Raw genomic sequence first — 19,777 nt, forward strand, 5'->3', positions numbered from 1 at the left:
GCGTCAGTAGTGGAACCAGTATAGCTGATTTGCGGACCTTCAGTTCGCTTGGTGACCTTCGTGCTCTCATAGCCAGATCCCAGAGTGCTACCGTGTGGTGATGCCCGGGAGGGGAGCACACGGGCTTCCGGAATTGCCGGGGAATAGCGCGCACTTGGCGGGGAACAAAGAGCGCATGGTACGTTAGGTGAATTTGCCGATCAATTTCAGCGTGTTGCAGCCGCTCGCCGCGCCGTGCCAGCGTCCTCACCCGCACCGAACCCCCAGCCAAAATTTCTGTAGTCCGCCGAATGGAAAGCGGAAGGCAATTGGAGCAAACTTAGATAAATCAGTATCTTATTTGAAGTTTGCCTCGCTCTCCGCCAAGTGCGCGCTATTCCCAATGGCGACAATTACCGGAAAGCCGTCGGTCAGTTCCGCCGCCGCGAAAACCTCGGAAACGGCGAAACGATTGACGCAGCAACTTGGCGAGCGCTCAAAGGGGACGTCAGCACGAATATCGTCTCGGACTACTTCGTAACGAAGGAGGATATCAAAGCCCGGTTATCCCGGCGCATTCCTCATGACTATGCTCGTCAGGCCCGAATGAATCGGCTCGGCTACAGGAACGCGCAGGAGATGTTCGCCGAACGCTTTCATATGAGCGAGGGCCTTCTCAGGATGCTCAACCCACGAAAAGATTATCTGAAGTGCGAGGAAACGTTGCACGTCGTCTCAGTCGGACGAAGCCTTCCTTCCAATGAGGCACGAACGGTGGAGGCCGACAAGACAAATGGTATGGTTCGCGCGTTGGATGCGACGGGAAAAGTCATCGCGATGCACCCAGCGACTATCGGGAGCGAGGAGACACCCTCGCCCGAGGGCGAATATCAGGTGGTGAGGGTCGTTAAGAACGCGACCTATCACTACGACCCGATCAAGAATTTCCAGCAGGGGAGTAACAAGCGCCGCTTGGTGCTTCCGAAAGGTCCCAACAACCCGGTCGGGACGGTGTGGATCGAGCTGTCGAAGCCGACATTCGGCATTCACGGCACGCCGGAACCTTCGAGGATCAGCAAGGCGTCATCGCATGGCTGTGTCCGGCTTACGAATTGGGACGCAGAAGAACTGGCCCAAACCGTCAGGCCCGGCACGACCGTGCGGTTCATCGAATAGCTCTCATCCCGGCTTTTGCCAACTTGGCCGGGCCGGAGCCATCGTCGGGGGCTGCGGGACGATAGGCCGATGGCTGCGCGCGAGCACAATGACATCCAAATCCGTGACGATGAAGAAGGTCCGGGCGCCATCGTGTCCTTCCCGTTCGACGCCGCAGCCGTGGAGCGCTTTCGGCGGGCCTTTCCGCGAGCACGCTGGAGCGAGCACTTGGCGGCTTGGCGGCTGCCCGGAACGACGGCGATGCGTCGCGCGGAACGGTGGTTCGCTCGCGAACTCCCGCGTGCTTTCGCCCCAGCCGACGAGCGCGGCCGCGATTCCTTCTCGTTCGAGCCGATCGTTAGTCCCTATTTGCAGGCCGCCGATGAGATGATCGTGCGCACACCGTTCTCGCGAACGATTGTCGACGAGTTGCGCGCTGTGCCATGGGCCTGGTGGAACGGCGAGGACAAGGCTTGGCAGGTTCCATATCGGTCGGTTGACGAGCTTCGCAGGAGATGGCCCGCGATCGAAGCTGCCGCGCAACGCAGCGAGCCAGAAGCACGAAGGCAGCGACGGGAGGCAGCGAGATCCGCGCCTGACTACGAGGAGGCGAAGGCCACGGCAGCCGAGCGGCGCCGCCGCCGCTATCCCGTTCCTGCAACTGAACTTCCGCCGCCGGACCGAGTGCTGATGTCCCATGAGGGACCGCTCGTCGTCCTTGAAGTGACAGGGGAAATCGTGCCAGCGGAAACTGCCGCTCGGCATTACGCTTGGAGTTCCGAACTGTTCGACGATCTAGTCTGGGCGTTGTGGCGGCGTCCGACGCATGAAGAGCTTATCAGGGCGTGGCCTGCGCGACGCCCGACCACAACGAATGCCTTTCAACGCGGATGGTGGCAGCCGACAATCCAAGAATTGCGTGCCGCACGTAGGGCGGCGAGATCCGTAGAACGCGCTCGGGAAACCCGCAAAACCAGCCTCCCTACCAACGATTGATCATTGATCGATTGGCCCGTTCTTGTCCCGTTATCAGACGTGCTCGACTTAAAGGGGGAGAGAGCCGAGTCAACCAATGACGGTCGATGCCGTCGAACGACGTGATACTGATCGTTGCACAGCTCGTCGCTGGAACTGTCGCGTGCGCTGAAGTTGGTTGGATGCGCCACGAGCAGAGTCACCCAATTTCCCATGACGAGGGCATGCTGGCGCGTCGTGACGTGCTCACCGTGCCCGACTACCGCTCGAGAGAGCCAATCGTCTTACCCGTCCCGGGAAACACCGCGGTACACGAAATCCTCGACCACCGATCGCCGCCGCGTCGTGCAGATGGCGGTGGAAACCACGCTGCCGAACGGCGTTAGGCGTTACTCCCTGCGCGGGAAGCAGTCGGCGATAGCAACCAGCGGGACAGGCTCCAGCGAGCCCTTTCATCAGAAAGCTTCGGAGTGCCGCGCGCCAATCGCGCGCTCGGCGTTCGTCCTAAATTCGACCAACGCCGATAGCCCCACCGGAACGCGGCGCGGCGGCCTTCCAGGCGACCGGCCTGTCAGCGATCCGGGGCAATCACGCCGTGCTCGGGTCGCGCCGCCGGCGCCCCATCAAAGCCATGAGTATGGCACGATTGGGACTTCATTCAGCTCGGCCTTCGCGTCGGCCCGCACAAATAGCGCCGGCGCTGGCTTGGGGAAAGCTAATCAACCGGGCGGCGGACAGCGTTCAATGGCGGAGGTCAGCTGGCTTTGCGCGAACGGCTTACCCAGGCGCAGAAGATCCTCGAGGCCTTCATTATCCGGAATCTCGGCATAGCCCGAAGCCAGAATGATAGGCAGTTCCGGCCGAGAGGCCCGAATTCTTCGCGCCAGCTCTGCGCCGGTCATCCCAGGCATCGAATGATCCGTGATGACGAGGTCGATGCGCTCATTCTCCAACAACGCGTCCAAGGCCTTAGCGCCCGAGTTCACCTCGACGACCGTATGACCGAGATCCTCCAGCATTGCTGCCGTACCCATGCTCACCAACGGGTCGTCGTCGACCAGGAGAATGACGCGGGAAGCCGACGGCTGCTCCAGCGGGCGAGCCGCCTCTTCGGCCTTCGCAAGCGATGCGGACGTCTCAGCCTCACTTGCAACGGGTAGCCACAAAGTTGCGCTTGTCCCCATACCGACACGGCTCGACAGCGCCAGCATGCCTCCCGACTGTGCGGCCAAGCCTTTGATCATCGAGAGGCCGAGCCCCGTACCCTTGCCGGGCCCTTTGGTGGTGAAGAACGGGTCCGCTGCCTTCTGCAGAGTTAGCTCGTCCATGCCGGAACCGGTGTCGCTGACCCGGATGCAGACATAGGGTCCAGGCGCGAGTTCCGTTTGCGGATTGTCGGATGAGACGACCGAGGCTTCGGCGGTGATCGTTAGCTTACCTCCGTTCGGCATCGCGTCGCGCGCATTGACGACGAGATTGAGCAGGGCGAGTTCCAGTTGGTTGGCATCGACGAGCACTAAAGGCAGCGCCTTGGGCAACTCCCGGACGAACTCGATCCCAGGGCCGATCGCTCGTTGCAGCAAATCCCCCGTGCCGACCACGATGGCGGGAATGTCGATTGCCTGGGGCTTCAGCTCCTGGCGCCGTGCGAAGGCGAGCAGGCGCTGCGTCAGAGCAGCGCCTCGGTCGAGGGCCTGGATCGCATTGTTGAAGAGCTTGTCTATGCGCTCTTCATGCGGCAGCCGCTTTTGGAGCAGATGGAGGCTGCCGAGCGCCGCCATCAGGAGATTATTGAAATCGTGCGCGACGCCACCGGTGAGTTGCCCGATGGTGTCGAGCTTCTGAGCCTCGAACAATTGGGCCAGCGCTTCTTCCCGTTCGCGGGTGCGCTCTTCGATGCGGCTCTCCAATTGTTCGTTCAATGACTGCAGTTCCGCGGACGACGCTTCCAGCTGAGCGGTCCGCTCTGCCACGCGTCGTTCCAACTCGGTATTGAGGCGCTCGAGCTGCCGGTTCGTCCGGTAGAGCTCGGTGAAGACCTTGACCTTCGCACGCAGAACCTCCGGCACCACCGGCACGGAGACATAATCCACCGCGCCGGCTTCGTACCCGCGCAACCGGTCCGGCTCAGCCATCATCACCGCCGAGACGAAGATGATCGGAGTTTTCTGGAAACGAGGGTGCTCGCGGATCATCGCCACGAGTTCGAAGCCATCCTGATCCGGCATACAGACATCGACCAAGATGACGGCCATGTCGTTGCGGAGAAGATGTTCAAGAGCTTCGCGGCCGGAGTGCGCCTTGATCAGATTCTCGCCCAGCTGCCCGAGGATGACCTCATAGCTGAGCAGCTTCGCCGGTTGGTCATCGACCAGGAGAATGTTTACCGGATCCATGGGAGCCCCCTCAGCGATGCAGCCACATACGCAGGGCGGATAGCAATTGTTCCGTGTTCACCGGCTTGGCCAGATAATCGGACGCGCCGGCCTCCAGACATTTCTCGCGATCGCCCTTCATCGCCTTCGCGGTGAGGGCGATGATTGGCAGCCGGCGGAGGGCGGGATCGGCCCGGATGGCCTGCGTCGTCTCGTATCCGTCCATCCCGGGCATCATGATATCCATGAGCACGAGGGCAATGTCCGGCTCTTTCTTGATCGCTGCGATCGCCTCGCTGCCGGTCGTCGCCGTGATCACCCGCATGCCGCGGCGTTCGAGGATGCTGCTTAGCGCGAAGATATTGCGCGCATCGTCGTCGACGAGCAGCACGATCTTGCCGACAAGATCCGCGTCGGAGCTGTGCAGCTGCGCCAGCATCTCCTGCTGGGCGGCAGGTAGGTTCGACACGACCCGGTGTAGAAAGAGCGCCGTCTCGTCCAGCAGCCTTTCCGGAGACTCGACGCCCTTGACAACGACGCTGCGGGCGATCGTGTGAAGCTGCGTGTCCTCCTCCGGCGACAGTTCGCGCCCGGTGAAGACGACAACCGGCACGTCGCCGATCGCCGCGTCGTCACGGATATGCTCCAGCACCTCGAAGCCCGACATGTCGGGCAGTTTAAGATCGAGCACGACGCAGTCTGTCGCGCCCTCGCTGAGGATTTCGAGCGCTTTCGCGCCGGTATCGGCGCTGACGATGTCGATATCATCGTGGTCGAGCAGTCCGGTGACGGCCTGCCGCTCCCGCGCGTCGTCTTCGACCAGGAGGAGCTGCTTGCGACGCGGCTGGGCATAGTCCTTCAGCCGGGCGAGGGCGCGGCCGAGCCCCTCCGTCGTCGTCGGCTTGTTCATAAAGGCGAAAGCTCCACGCGCGAGACCATGCTGGCGATCCTCGTCGAGGGTGACGATCTGTACCGGAATGTGGCGTGTCGCGGGATCCTGTTTGAGTTGGCTCAGCACCGTCCAGCCCAACATATCTGGCAAGAAGACGTCGAGAGTGACCGCGGTTGGCCGGTATTGGCGCGCTAGCGTCAGTGCCTCCGAACCACGCATGGCGACGAGCACCTTGAAACCGTGGTTCCGGGCAAGGTCGATTAGCACGCTGGCATAGTGGGGATCGTCCTCGATGATGAGCAGAACTGAATCCCCGGGTACAATCCGATGACGATCATCCTGCAGCTGCTCCGCCGCGTTCTCGCCGAGCCGGCCCGCCGTCAATGCTGCGATCGATACTGCAGCCGTATCGGCGACGGTCGGGCGCATCGCGATCGGCGCCGCACCCACGAAGCTAGAGGGCAGGAACAGGGTGAAGATGCTGCCCGAGCCCGGCGTGCTGCGCAGCTGGATTTCGCCGCCCAGCAGGGTGGCCAACTCCCGGCTGATGGCCAGCCCTAGTCCCGTGCCGCCGTATTTCCGGCTGGTCGATGCATCGGCCTGCTGGAACGCTTCGAAGATGATCCGCTGCTTGTCGGTCGAGATGCCGATACCGCTATCTGAGACCTCGAATGCGATGACGGCGGGGGCGTGGCGCAGCGACGCATTGTCCGGGCTCCAGCCGCCGCTGACCGGAGAAACCTTGAGCGCGACGCTGCCCTTCTCGGTAAATTTGAAAGCATTGGAGAGAAGGTTCTTGAGGATCTGCTGCAGTCGCTTTGAATCGGTGATGAAGCTGCGGTCCAGGTCCGGCGACAACTCGACGGCGAAGGAGAGCCTGCGGTTTTCCGCTTCGTGACGGAACGAGCGCGTGATGATGTCGAGAAGGCTGGTGAAGAAGATTTCTTCGGCCTCGACCGAAACGGTTCCGGACTCGATCTTGGAGAGATCGAGGATGTCGCTGATCAGATTGAGCAGGTCGGTTCCTGCGGCATGAATGGTGCGAGCGAATTCGACTTGCTTGTCGGAGAGGTTGCGGTCCGGATTTTCACCGAGCTGCTGCCCAAGGATCAGGATCGAGTTGAGCGGCGTCCGTAGCTCATGCGACATGTTGGCGAGGAACTCAGATTTGTATTTGGAGGTTAGGGCCAGCTCGGTCGCCTTCTCTTCGAGCGCGCGCCTGGCCTGCTCGATCTCCTGGTTCTTGGCCTCCACCTCGACATTCCGCTCGGCGAGTTGCTGGGCCTTCTGTTCGAGCTGTTCGTTCGTCTGCTGAAGTTCGCGCTGCTGCGTCTGGAGCTCTCCGGCCAGTTGCTGCGACTGTTTCAAGAAGCTTTCGGTCTGCATCGTCGCTTCGATCGAGTTGAGCACGATGCCGATCGAGGTGGTGAGCTGGTCGAGGAAGGAGACTTGCAGCTCGCTGAAGCAGCTTGTGGTCGCGAGCTCCATGATGGCTTTCACTTGGCCCTCGGACAGGACCGGCAGGACGATGGCGCTGCGGGGCTGTGCCTTGAATACGCCCGAGCCGATTGGTAGGGTGGTAGGAGGCAGGTCCGTGACCAGGATCCGCCGTGCATCCTTGGCGCATTGGCCGATCAGTCCCTGGCCCATCTGGAGTCGTTCCGGATGGCCCTTAACCGGGTCGTCGGCATAGACCGAAAGCAGCCTCAGGCCGGCTGAGGTGCCCTCGGACTCGACCTGGTAGATGACCCCGTGTTGGGCGCCGACGAGCGGCGCTAGCTCCGAAAGGAGCATCTGGGCCACTGTCGAGACGTCGCGATGGCCCTGCAGCATGTTGGTAAAGCGCGCGAGATTGGTCTTTAGCCAGTCCTGGTCGGTGTTGCGCTCGGTGGTGAGGCGCAGATTGCCGATCATCGTGTTGATGTTGTCCTTGAGCTCGGCGACCTCGCCGCGAGCCTCGACCTGGATCGAGCGCGTCAGGTCTCCCTTCGTGACCGCCGTCGCGACCTCCGCGATGGCGCGCACCTGCGTCGTAAGATTCGCTGCCAGGAGATTGACGTTGCCGGTGAGGTCCTTCCAGGTGCCGGCTGTGCCCGGGACGTTCGCTTGGCCCCCCAGGCGCCCGTCCACGCCCACCTCGCGTGCGACAGTCGTGACCTGGTCAGCGAAGGTCGCAAGCGTATTCGTCATGTTGTTGATGGTCTCGGCGAGCGCCGCGACCTCGCCCTTGGAGGCGACTGTCAGATTTTGCTTGAGATCGCCATTGGCCACGGCAGTGACGACCTTGACGATACCGCGCACCTGTTCGGTGAGGTTGGCCGCCATGACGTTGACGGTATCGGTCAGATCCTTCCAGGTGCCGGCCACGCCGGGCACCTGTGCCTGGCCGCCGAGCTTGCCTTCGGTGCCGACCTCGCGCGCCACACGCGTCACCTCGCCGGCGAAGGCGTTGAGCTGATCGACCATCGTATTGATCGTGTTCTTCAGTTCGAGAATTTCGCCCTTCACGTCGACGGTGATCTTGCGGGAGAGATCACCGCGGGCAACCGCCGTCGTCACCTCCGCGATGTTGCGGACCTGCGTCGTCAGATTTGCGGCGAGCAGATTGACGTTGTCGGTCAGGTCCTTCCAGGTGCCGGCGACGCCGGGCACCACAGCCTGTCCGCCAAGGCGCCCATCGGTGCCCACCTCACGTGCCACGCGCGTGACCTCGCCGGCAAATGAGCGGAGCTGATCGACCATCGTGTTTAGCGTTTCCTTCAGCAGCAGGATCTCGCCGCGCACGTCGACCGTGATCTTGCGCGACAGATCGCCGTTCGCGATCGCCGTCGCGACCTCCGCGATGTTGCGCACCTGGGCCGTCAGATTGCCGGCCATCGAGTTGACGCTGTCGGTCAGGTCCTTCCAAGTGCCGGCGACGCCGGGCACCTGCGCCTGTCCGCCGAGCTTGCCTTCGGTACCGACCTCGCGAGCCACGCGCGTAACCTCGCCGGCGAAGGCGTTGAGCTGATCGACCATGGTGTTGATCGTGTTCTTCAGCTCGAGGATTTCGCCCTTCACGTCGACCGTGATCTTGCGGGAGAGGTCGCCGCGCGCGACTGCGGTGGTCACCTCCGCGATGTTGCGGACCTGCCCGGTCAGATTGGACGCCATCGAGTTCACGTTCTCGGTGAGATCCTTCCAGGTGCCGTCCGCGCCCGGCACGAGCGCCTGTCCTCCGAGCTTGCCTTCGGTGCCGACCTCGCGCGCCACTCGCGTCACCTCCGAGGCGAAGCGGTTGAGCTGATCCACCATCGTGTTGAGCGTTTCCTTCAGCTGGAGAATTTCGCCCTTCACGTCGACCGTGATCTTGCGTGACAGATCGCCATTCGCGATCGCGGTCGAAACCTCCGCGATGTTGCGAACCTGGGCCGTCAGGTTCGACGCCATAGAGTTCACGTTGTCGGTCAGGTCTTTCCAGGTGCCGGCGACGCCGGGCACGCGGGCCTGGCCGCCCAGCTTGCCATCGGTGCCGACTTCGCGAGCCACGCGCGTCACCTCGCCGGCGAAGCCGTTGAGCTGGTCGACCATCGTATTGATGGTCTCCTTCAGCTCGAGGATTTCGCCGGAAACATCGACAGTGATCTTGCGAGAGAGGTCGCCGCGCGCGACGGCCGTCGTGACTTGAGCGATGTTGCGAACCTGTGCGGTCAGGTTGCCGCACATCGCGTTGACGGAATCCGTGAGGTCCTTCCAAGTGCCGGCGACGCCGGGCACGATCGCTTGACCGCCGAGTTTGCCCTCCGTGCCCACCTCGCGCGCGACACGCGTCACTTCCGAGGCGAAGGAACGCAACTGATCGACCATCGTATTGATGGCTTCCTTCAGCTGCAGTATCTCTCCGCGGACATCGACGGTGATCTTCTTCGACAGGTCGCCATTGGCTACGGCTATAGTTACCTCGGCAAGATTGCGGACCTGGGCGGTCAGGTTCGATGCCATGGAGTTGACGCTCTCGGTCAGGTCCTTCCAGACGCCAGTCACTTCCCTGATTTGCGCCTGGCCGCCGAGCTTTCCGTCCGTCCCGACTTCGCGCGCCACGCGGGTCACTTCGGAGGTGAAGATGCTGAGCTGCTCGATCATGGTGTTGACGATGGTCGCCGAGCGGAGGAACTCGCCCTTTAGCGGGCGGCCGTCCACGTCGAGTGGGACCGGCTGCAGCAGATCACCCTTGGCGACTGCGGCGATGGTGCGCGTCATGGCGGCGGTCGGCCAGAGCAGATCGTCGATTAGCGTGTTGACGGAGTTTTCCATCTCCGCCCAGGCACCGTCCGACAGGCCGAGGCGAACTCGGGTGCGCGTCTTCCCCTCCTGGCCCACAATTTCCCCAACCTGTTCAAGCTGGCGCGCCATTCTTTCATTGGCACTGACAATGTCGTTGAAGGTGTCGGCGATCTTACCGGCAACGCCGCTTTGGTTGCTGCGCAGCCTGATTGAAAACTCGCCCCGACGGACCAGCTGGAGCGCTTCGAGCAGTTCCGCGAGATCGACGGCGGAGACATCGACGGCGGTCATCGAACCTAGACCGTTAGGCGCGGTTGCGATTGGGTTTCTTTGCGATGCCTTGTTGGACGAGCGATTCTTTGCGGCGGGACGGGCAGGCGTGTCCATGGACATAGCTCCGAATGGCGGCCTTGCTTAAGGGCAGGTTCAATTCGTCGAATGGCTGTCGTTCACGGGGAGGCGGCGATCACAACCCGCCGTCTCTTTTCCACAATGCTAAGCGATGCCGTGGCAACCAGGTCTGATTGTCCTTAGGCAGAAGTACCGCTGGGACGCGCGTTAATCCAAACGCAATTGACAGCGGGGGCGCGCCAGATTTCGGTCAATCCTAACGCGACGGTCGCTTCGGGCTCAATCGGGGCCGGCCCTATGCGAGGATGTCGGGCAAGTCGCGCGCGGCCCACGCTGCCCTATCGCGGCAGGCGCTGCGATATATCGGGGATGATGGGGCTTTGCATCCACTCGGCCAAAAGCGTTTTCATTTTAACCCCCTCGATTTGGCTTGCGCCGACACGCCAAACTCTGCGGGCCATTGAAAGTTCCGCGGCTACCGTTTCGAAGTTCGCCGGGCATTTACCATTATAAGCGCCTCTGATCTGCACCGTCGCCATTTAACTAAGCCGTTCGCGTTTGTTGATCGATGTGCCCTCGATGAGATCGTGCAGACGCACGTGACACGAAGGCGGCGCGGCGCCTGTTGAGGCCCATTGTCCAGAAGCAGGGCTGTGCCGTCGTCGGATAGCCACCGACAAGCTCGGCTCCGATGCCGCCGTCGCGCGGCAAGATCCTGCCGGCGATCGAGCATAGCGCAAAAGCGCCTCAACAGCCGCACTGAGAACTCACACCTGCCGCTGCGAAAGCCAATGGACGATGCGGGACCCGATCTCCGGGGAGCCTGCAACGCCTCGTCTCTGTCCTCTCCGCCGTCCGGAATCTGTTCGTCCCGCCGAGGTCTCGTCGCTCCGCCCTCGACAACCATCTGCGTCGTCCGCCCGCCATGGCGTACTGGAAGGCTGTCGCCGATGTCGCTTCTTGACCCGCTCTGCGCTCGAAACCAAGCGGAGATATATGGCTGAGGAGCGCACAGGAGTTAGCTCGGGCGCTCGATGGTTTTTCCGCGACCCCGAAAGTGTGTAACGAGGAGTAACTATCGCACAAATCGTTGGACGATCTCCCATAGGAACCTTGGTAGCTCCTCGAACGCATAGGGCGCGTTGACCCGCTCCAGCCTTTGATGAAATTCCCGTCCCCAAGGCCCAATGTTCACCACTGGGAACGACAGTACATCGTCCCTCGCTCTATCGACGAGTGACTCGACCGGCGTGTTGGCCGCGATCAATGCACGATCGGCCTCGGACGGCCGGTGTCCGAAGAAGCTCATGTCCGAGATGCCGGTGAAATACTCGCGGTACTTAATCGCGGAGTACCCCATTTTTTCCTGAGCCAGTCGTGCGGCTTCAATTGCGGCGGCAAAGTCGGAGTGGTCGCCCAGTGTCGTTACATGGGTGGCGGGATAAACGAGGCTACTGAGGCCGTAGATAACGGCGGGGCCGACCAAACCGGCTTCCGCGATCATCGCACCGACAACCGCCCGGGTTTGAGCCAAGGGATCGTCGGAGTCGATCCACGTTTGCTCCACATTTCGAACCCTGGACAAGGCATCGGCGCCGCCAACGTGTTCGACCCTCCGCCGCAGCTCCGCGACCGAAACGAACGAGGCACTCGGCACCGGCGGAGTTTCGTGCATTGCGAGCATCGCTGCATAGCTACGTGCCCGGCAATTGAAACTCTCGATCGCGTCGGCAGCGGCGATGCGAACGTTTTGTTCGAAGAGGCCGAGCAGTTCCACCGCAGTCCAACTATGAGAAAGCCAGTTGAAACCGAGCCAGACTCGGTCCGGCGTCGTGACCTCGTAACCCCCGCGCAAATCCTTGGCCTCAAGGCAGATCGGTGGCGGGGACACTTCCCCGTCGGCCCTGTCGCAAAGCGTGGGGTTCGCCTCCACGGCCTTGACGATCGCGGAAGCGATCAACTGAGCGCTGATGCCTTCGAAGGGGTAGCTCGCATGCGAGGAATGCCCGATGATCAGCGCAAACGGCAGCGCCTTGCCGATCGTCCCGCGGTATATCGCGCGTCCTTCCTCGCCGTCTCCCTGATCGCTCGTCGCATCAAGGTTGATGCCCGCCTGGATGTCGAGCCCAAACTCGCGCGCAATGCCGGGCAGAGCATCCCGAAGGCTCCGCATCCCCCTCGAACCCCTCTCCTCATCAGGCGTCGCGATGAGAATGAGATTGCCTGGCCCATCTGGCTCGGTGGCAAAGGCTTCTAGGACGGCAATTCCAGCCGCGATCCCGCTCTTCATATCGAGCAGGCCCCGACCAGGTAGGAACTCACCGCTATTCAGATCCTCCAAGGCACGTTGCTCGGCGGCGTTCAAGGGCCTGCTCTGGAGATCGGCGAACAACGCCTGCAGCAGCTCATCGGGCTTGAAGGCAAGTGGGCCGAGTTCGCGATAGTTCGCTATTGAAACCACGTCGTAGTGTCCTGCCAGCGCCAGCGTCCGGGCCCCCTGCCCCCGCACGATTGCCACGACACTTTGGGTCATGGGGTCTCCGTGACTGTCGACAAGGCGAATCTGATCAGGGTGATCGCGGAAGTAGGGTATTTCGCCAAGCAGTTCCGCGAGCTTCGCTCCGAACTCTGCCTCACCGGTAGTTCCGGTTTCGCTACCCCACCCAACCAGGGTGCACGAAAGCTCCCGAACGCGACGTCCGAATTCCGGCTTCAGCTGTGGTTCCATCGCGACGTTCCAAATGTACTGAGGGCGGCCCGAAGATAGGCGACCTCATGATCCGCATGAACGGCCTGCCGGGCCGATCTGAAGCTGATACTGTCGGATTCGTCAGCTTACGTGTCAGAATCGGTAGCTCAATGGACGACCTCGACTATCGGCTGATCGCCGAACTTCGCGTCAATGCCCGGTCCACGGTTCCGACGTTGGCCAAGCTTCTGGGCGTCGCCCGCGGCACCGTTCAAACCCGGATGGATCGCTTGATCGCAAACGGGACCATTGCGGGATTCACGGTTCGGATGAAGGAGATCGACTCCACCGATCGGATACGCGGCATAATGATGATCGAGCTAGAAGGGCGGAACGTTAAGAAGACCGTAGCGGCGTTGAGGCTTAACCCCGGATTTGCCGGTCTCCACACGACAAATGGTCTCTGGGACCTGATTGCCGAAATCGAGGTCGCGGACATGCCCGCATTCAATCGGCTAGTGAGCGGCATCAGGATTATGGACGGCATCTCCAAGTCCGAGACACATATCCTCCTGGGCCCGGCGTAGCCGAGCTTCGAGCGCTCAATCCGATGCTTGGAACGGGAGCGACGGGGTGTGGCGACTGTTCTTGGTGCTTGGCGATCGTGAGCTCGGCGCGGCGACCCCTGGAGAACAGGCAGCCAGCTCAGCAACTCCTTCGCCACGGTCCCGTTGGTGTCTCGCAGCGACGAGGCTCCCATGGCAAGGAATTCGCAGTCCAATCGGCCCAATGGCTCCCACGGCGCCACCCAGCTCTCTTCAGTCATCATCACGAGCTACAACCTCGAGGCCCGGGACCAAGAAGGCTTCGTCGGCGATCGGGCGCGGCGCGGCGCCATATTCGACCATCTTGAGGAATTGCGGGAGGCTCTGCGCGAGACGGGCGAGGACCCGATCGACGTACCGAGTGAGGCGCTGAAGAAAAAGGATCTCGACGCACTGCTGGCCGCAGATGATGCCGAGGCGGCAGCGCTGGTCCATAGCGCGGTCGAGAAATACGCGGAAGCCCTCTCTTCGGTCGTTCGCCGCTTCTGCCGCTTCAAAGCATGGTCGTCGGTCGAGCGCATCGTCGTCGGCGGCGGCTTCCGCCAGAGCCGGGTAGGCGAACTCGCCATCGGCCGTGCGGGGATCATCCTTCGTATCGAACAGCACCCAGTGGAGCTTGTACCGATCCGTCATCACCCTGGCGAGGCCGGGCTGCTGGGCAATGCCCATATTGCTCCCAAATGGATGTTCGAGGCGTTCGACAGCTTGGTCGCGGTTGATATCGGCGGGTCGAACATTCGAACCGGTATTGTTGAACTCCGCCAGAAGAAGGCGGCTGACCTCAGCAAGGCGAGAGTTTCCACCTTCGAACTGTGGCGCCATGCCGATGAGACGACTAGCCGCGATGAGGCCGTGGGCCGTCTCGGGGATATGTTGCGAAGCCAGATTAAAACAGCATACCAAGCGGGCCTCAAGGTCGCCCCGTTTATCAGTATCGGCTGCCCCGGCATCATCCAGCCGGACGGGAGCATTGAGCGGGGTGCCCAAAACCTCCCCAGAAACTGGGAGAGCAGTCGCTTTAACCTGATCGACAGAGTGCGCGAAACGGTGCCAACCATTGGCGATCACGAAACGATGGTCACTTTGCATAACGACGCCGTAATTCAGGGTCTAAGCGAAATGCCCTTTATGCAGGACGTTCAAAACTGGGGGGTTTGACGATCGGGACGGGGCTCGGGAACGCCAGCTACGAGAACCGGTCTCGGCCATCCAAGCGACCCCAAGAGCCGATCCGATAATCAGGTAGAGGCGGAGTTCAGAACCGTTCGAACATATTCCATCCGGGGACGTTGGACGCAGATCACTGCCGAGGTCTCCCATGAATGCGAAACGTGAACGAAGCCGTTCGGTTTGGATGGATGTAAAAGTAGCACCCGACGCCCGGCGCCTTCAGGCGGACCATGCGGCAGACGTGGCGGTAGTCGGCGCAGGCATCGCGGGCCTGTCCATCGCTTATGAACTTGCAGTGCGCGGTCTATCCGTCGTCGTGCTTGATCGAGGTGCGATCGCCGGCGGCATGACATCCCGCACCACTGCCCATCTTGCGCCCATCTGCGACGATTCCCTGAGCGAGTTGCTATCGATGCGCGGGCAGGAGCTGGCGAAGGGATTTCACGCAAGCCAGAGTGCCGCCGTTGATCGGATCGAGTCTATCCAAAAAGAGCTTCAGATAGACTGCGAATTTAGGCGTCTCGACGGGATCCTTTTCCTGGATCCGGAAAGCGACCAGAGCGTCCTCGACGACGAGGTTTCCGCGGCGATGGACATCGGGGTCACCGTCGAACGCGGAAAAGGCCTGCCCTTGCGGACACTCGACGAGCGCCCGTTCCTACGCTACCCGGCTCAGGCGACCTTTCATCCGCTTAAGTATCTCCGAGGCGTGGCGGATGCGCTCACCAAGAGAGGCGCGCGCCTCCATGCCAACACCGCAGTTATCGAGGTGAAGGAGGGGGATGACCACGTCGAGCTCAAGTTGGAGTCAGGTCACACTGTGACGGTCGGGCATGCCGTTATTGCGACGAATTCTCCCATCCATGATCTCGTCGCCCTTCACACCAAGCAGGCGCCCTATCGGACCTACGCCATGGGCTTCGAAATCGAAGCGGGGAAGCTGAACGACGCGCTCTACTGGGATACGCAAGATCCCTATCACTATGTCCGCCTGACGCCTGGCGAAGACGGCAAGGACATCCTCATCGTCGGTGGCGAGGATCACAAGACGGGCGAGGCTGACGATGCCGATGCGCGTTTCGCCGCCCTCACCTCCTGGATCAAGACCCTCATCCCGGATCTCGGTCCGGAACGCTATCGCTGGTCGGGGCAGGTCATGGATACGCTCGATTATTGCGGCTTCATCGGACGCGAGGCCGGCAGCGAACGTGTCCTGGTCTCCACAGGCGACTCCGGGCAAGGCATCACCCACGGCGTGGTTGCCGGCCTGCTCATTCCCGACCTCATTCTCGGGCGCGAGAATGATTTGACCGCAGTCTACGACCCCAACCGGAAGCCTCTTAAGGCCGCGACGACTTATGTCAGCGAGAACATTACGGCGGTGAAAAATTTCGCCGAGTACCTCGCTCCCGGCGAGCTGACCTCCATCGACGAGCTCAAGCCTGGTCAAGGCGCGATCGTGAGGCGCGGCCTGAGCAAAATCGCCGCCTACCGGACCGAGAAGGGCGAGGTCATCGAGAAGTTGGCGGTCTGTACGCACCTTGGCTGCCACCTTCATTGGAACTCGTTCGAAGTCTGCTGGGATTGCCCTTGCCACGGATCGCATTTCTCTCCGGACGGGAGCGTATTGAACGCCCCGGCTATCGGACCGCTCTCGGATGTTGATGAATAGTCATGATTATCATATCTCGCTCGGAACCAATGTCCTGGCCAGCAGAGAGTTATATGACGCCGTGCTCGACGAGTGTGTTTGCTTTCTCAGCCTAAAGGAAAACGCATACCCCACAGATTTCGGCGTATCGAGTCTGCTGTTCAGCTTGGAAACGGGCGCCAACGGCGAGCGGGCGTCCGCAGGAAACAGCGTCCATATCGCTTTCGGCTCAGGGTGGCCGAAGGTGGATTGCTCCTTATTCGTGCTCGATCCGGGCGGAAACAAGATCGAGGCGGCCACGCGTCACGGCAAATGAACCGACGCTGCTATTAGAACCACACCATATTCATTCGGGAGTTTACAATGAACACGGCCAACTTGCAGCTTGAAGGCCTAATGCTCTCTGTCGCCGCCCTGTTTGAGGAACTGAAGCGAAAAGGAGTGCTTGCCGCTTCTGAGATAGAGGCGGCGCTTGCTCGCGCTGAAAACGGTGCGTCCGAGAGGACCACGGAACTCTCCGAGGCCAACGCCGAAGCAATCCGCTTTCCGATCCGCTTTCTGAAAGAGGCGCTGCGAGAATCCAACGACGCCTTGGATTATCGCAGCGTCGCCGCAAAGGTGGGTAGAGCGCGGGACGTCCGTCAAACTCGATAAAGACGCGGGGCGCTCGAGACTAGCCGGCATAACGCACTGCTGGGCTTGCAGAGCCGATCCTACGTAGGTGGCCAGATCTAGGCGCCCTTCCGTTTCTCGCTGCTGCGGAAGGCAGCTCGCCTGTCACGGAAGCGAAATAACGCTGCGACCCCTATCAGCGCCCGGGCAGCGGCCACATTGTCCACTCTGACCACGCCGGCCGCCCACAGGCCATGAACTATAAAAACGGCCATCGAGAGCCGACGTTGGCGTCGCCGCGAGGTAAGAGCTGACCAGCAACTTCGCGAACGCGTATCAGCTCTCGCTCGGTTGCACCGGCTCACCATCTCGGATGATGCAAAGAGCTCAGCCCGCCCGTTGACTGGCGGAGTTGATCAAGAGCGAAATGCCAAGAGATCACTAGATTGCTATGCCGCCGCCGACGGCCTCGTAGTACCGAGCCCGTCGCTGATTTAGACGTGAACCAAATTCTACGCGGCTGGCTGCGGCTCCGACCAAACGAGCATTTACGCCAGCATGCGGACTTTCGGCTCGCGGCCCCATTGCCGCGTTCGCGCCGGAAGCAGGAACGCCTCCACGGCTTTGCCCAGCGCGACGATCCCGTCATCCGGCTCGACTCCGGCCTTGTCGAGAAGCGGCTCGGCCTCAACGCTGTAGCCGATCGCCTTGAGATGCCCGAAGGCGTCCTTGGCGAAATCGACCGCCGCACCTTCTTTCATCAACATCGCGCAACCGTCCTCGGAAAGGATGATCGCCACCGCGTCGAAGAGCACGGAAGGCGAGCCGGCGAGCTGGCCATCGGCCTTGAGTGTCTTCCCGTCCTTGAGCTTCACGCCGCCGATCTTCGGCGCGACGATCTTGACGGCTCCGCCATCGCCTTCGACGGCGGCCTTGACGGCGGCGACGACTGCCCCGTCCGCCCCATCCGAAACCAATATGCCGACAGTCCGCCCCTTCAGAGTCTCAGGGTACTTGCCGACAATCCGGAGCGCCAGCGACGGCTCCATGTCGACCGGCGCTATACCCGGCTCGGAAGCCTTTGGCAGGGGCATCGCAAGCCCATCGGCAACGCGCTGCGCTAGGGTTTCATCGACATTAACGAGATTCGACAGCACGCGATTGCGGACGTGCTCCAGAGTGACCTTCGACAGCTCAAAGACGAGAGCACTCGCCAGATGCGCTTGCTCGATCTCGCTCTGCGAGCGGAAAAACAATCGGGCATGGCTGTAATGATCTGCGAAGCTCTCTGCGCGCAGACGAACCTTATGCTCCTCGACCGGAATCGCACCAGTCCGGAACCCGCCTATCGGGTCCTCGCGAGGGCCGCTAGCCTCGCCGGCCTCGTTGAGGCTGTTGGGCTCGTAGTTTGCCCGGCCGGTGAAGACTTGGGTCTGCATATGCCCATCGCGCTGCAGGTTCTGGAAGGGGCAGCCCTTGGCCCTGTTGATCGGAATTTGGTGGAAGTTCACGGTCCCGAGCCGAGAGAGCTGCGTGTCCTGGTAGGAGAACAGGCGACCTTGCAGCAGCGGGTCTTCCGAGACATCGATACCGGGCGGCATATTTGTCGGCAGGAACGCGGACTGCTCGGTCTCGGCGAAGAAGTTGTCCGGATTTCGGTTCAGTACCATGCGACCGATGATGCGGATCGGCACCAATTCCTCGGGGATCACCTTAGTTGCGTCAAGAATGTCGAAGGGCAGAGCATCGGCCTCCTCCTGGCTGAGCAACTGCACGCCGAAGTCCCACTCCGGGAAATCCCCCTTGGCGATGGCCTCATGCAGATCGCGGCGATGGTAGTCCGGGTCGGCACCGGCGATCTTCACCGCCTCATCCCAGCAGGTGGATTGGGTCCCGAGCTTGGGGCGCCAGTGGAACTTGACGAAGGTCGGCGTATTCTTGTCGTTGAGCAGGCGGAACGTGTTGACGCCGAAACCCTCGATCATCCGCAGCGAGCGCGGTATCGCACGGTCCGACATCGCCCACATGACCATGTGGGTCGATTCGGGCATCAGTCCCACGAAGTCCCAGAAAGTGTCGTGGGCGCTGGCTGCCTGAGGGTAGCCGCGGTCGGCCTCCATCTTCACCGCATGGATCAGGTCGGGAAACTTGATTGCGTCCTGGATAAAAAAGACGGGAATGTTGTTGCCGACGAGATCCCAATTGCCTTCCTTGGTGTAGAATTTCACCGCGAAGCCACGGACGTCGCGCGGCGTGTCGACTGAGCCGGCCCCGCCAGCGACCGTCGAGAAGCGCGTGAAGACCTCAGTCCTGACTCCGACTTCGGTCAGGATTTTGGCACGAGAGAACTCCCCCAACGACTGGGTCAGTTCGAAAAAACCATGGGCGGCCGAACCGCGTGCATGGACAATGCGCTCAGGGATGCGTTCGTGGTCGAAATGCTGGATCTTCTCACGCAGGATGAAGTCTTCGAGCAACGTTGGACCGCGACCGCCTGCCTTCAGTGAATTCTGGTTGTCGCTGACGGGAACGCCATGATTGGTGGTGATCCGGCCGTCCGGCGCGACGGCTGTCTGGTGCAGTTCGCCGCCGTTGCCGATCGAGACTTTGGAATTGGCGGTTTCATCGCGGGGAGAGCGGGCCATGGATCCTTGTCCTTGCTTGCTGACGCGCGAGCCGCAGATGTCGCTCGGTTTCGAGCGGATCGAGGCTCATCTTGATCGGTTCGGCGAGGAGGAGGCGTCGATATCTCCGCCCTCGTGGAGTGCTCACAGAACGAAATGAGCGGTCCTTAAGTTCCGGCGTCCACTTGGCCCTTGGCGATGCTCCTCGCCTGCTATATTTTGCGTCAGATAACCCGGGGCAATGCTTCATGACGAACGTCGCTAAGATTTACAGCAACATCAAAGGCAGACTTAGGATTGCCCTGCGACTGGCACGTGATTTTTATTAATAGCGAGAGGCTATTTATAAGATTAAAAATATAATATCAGTAGTTTACAGTAACTACATTTTCATAGGGTAATTTCATACTTTAAGTTTCAGAGTTACTGTAGATTT

General features: G+C 61.2%; 11 protein-coding genes. 7 read left to right on the forward strand and 4 right to left on the reverse strand.

The window, feature by feature from the left end:
• The first annotated feature begins 366 nt into the window (after positions 1 to 366).
• Positions 367 to 1,155 carry a L,D-transpeptidase gene (locus AC2FAN_RS20335; protein WP_485176079.1) on the forward strand — a complete coding sequence of 263 codons (789 nt, stop codon included), beginning with the start codon at positions 367 to 369 and terminating at the stop codon, positions 1,153 to 1,155.
• Positions 1,156 to 1,224: 69 nt separating this feature from the next.
• Positions 1,225 to 2,130: a hypothetical protein gene (locus AC2FAN_RS20340; protein ID WP_485176080.1), complete on the forward strand. Its 906-nt coding sequence runs from the start codon at positions 1,225 to 1,227 to the stop codon at positions 2,128 to 2,130.
• Positions 2,131 to 2,828: 698 nt separating this feature from the next.
• Here the strand turns inward: AC2FAN_RS20340 and AC2FAN_RS20345 are convergent.
• The 3 genes from AC2FAN_RS20345 to AC2FAN_RS20355 all read right to left on the reverse strand — a co-directional run bounded on the left by AC2FAN_RS20345 (position 2,829) and on the right by AC2FAN_RS20355 (position 12,718).
• The gene (locus AC2FAN_RS20345; protein WP_265055261.1) at positions 2,829 to 4,505 is read right to left on the reverse strand and encodes a response regulator; all 1,677 of its coding nucleotides are present in this window, start codon (positions 4,503 to 4,505) and stop codon (positions 2,829 to 2,831) included.
• Positions 4,506 to 4,515: 10 nt separating this feature from the next.
• Positions 4,516 to 9,930: a HAMP domain-containing protein gene (locus AC2FAN_RS20350; RefSeq protein WP_485176081.1), complete on the reverse strand. Its 5,415-nt coding sequence runs from the start codon at positions 9,928 to 9,930 to the stop codon at positions 4,516 to 4,518.
• Positions 9,931 to 11,065: 1,135 nt separating this feature from the next.
• Positions 11,066 to 12,718, reverse strand: coding sequence for a M20/M25/M40 family metallo-hydrolase (locus tag AC2FAN_RS20355; protein WP_485176082.1), 1,653 nt, complete (start codon positions 12,716 to 12,718; stop codon positions 11,066 to 11,068).
• Between the two features lie 131 nt (positions 12,719 to 12,849).
• Between AC2FAN_RS20355 and AC2FAN_RS20360 the strand changes: the two genes are divergently transcribed.
• From AC2FAN_RS20360 to AC2FAN_RS20380, 5 genes are all read left to right on the forward strand, one after another.
• Positions 12,850 to 13,266 (forward strand): Lrp/AsnC family transcriptional regulator, encoded by a 417-nt coding sequence (locus AC2FAN_RS20360; RefSeq protein ID WP_485176100.1) that lies wholly within the window; start codon positions 12,850 to 12,852, stop codon positions 13,264 to 13,266.
• A 171-nt stretch (positions 13,267 to 13,437) separates the two neighbouring features.
• Positions 13,438 to 14,442: an ROK family protein gene (locus AC2FAN_RS20365; protein WP_485176083.1), complete on the forward strand. Its 1,005-nt coding sequence runs from the start codon at positions 13,438 to 13,440 to the stop codon at positions 14,440 to 14,442.
• Between the two features lie 160 nt (positions 14,443 to 14,602).
• The gene (locus AC2FAN_RS20370) at positions 14,603 to 16,126 is read left to right on the forward strand and encodes an FAD-dependent oxidoreductase (RefSeq protein ID WP_485176084.1); all 1,524 of its coding nucleotides are present in this window, start codon (positions 14,603 to 14,605) and stop codon (positions 16,124 to 16,126) included.
• Entirely contained in the window at positions 16,119 to 16,421 is a 303-nt protein-coding gene (locus AC2FAN_RS20375; protein ID WP_485176085.1) for a VOC family protein, read from the forward strand. Before AC2FAN_RS20370 ends, AC2FAN_RS20375 begins: the two co-directional genes overlap by 8 nt.
• 47 nt (positions 16,422 to 16,468) lie before the next feature.
• The gene (locus AC2FAN_RS20380) at positions 16,469 to 16,759 is read left to right on the forward strand and encodes a hypothetical protein (RefSeq protein WP_265055266.1); all 291 of its coding nucleotides are present in this window, start codon (positions 16,469 to 16,471) and stop codon (positions 16,757 to 16,759) included.
• A 506-nt stretch (positions 16,760 to 17,265) separates the two neighbouring features.
• Here the strand turns inward: AC2FAN_RS20380 and AC2FAN_RS20385 are convergent.
• Positions 17,266 to 19,362 (reverse strand): catalase, encoded by a 2,097-nt coding sequence (locus AC2FAN_RS20385; RefSeq protein ID WP_485176086.1) that lies wholly within the window; start codon positions 19,360 to 19,362, stop codon positions 17,266 to 17,268.
• Between the last annotated feature and the right edge of the window lie 415 nt (positions 19,363 to 19,777).

The organism is Allobosea sp. RIT-PG3_2, from assembly GCF_057321085.1.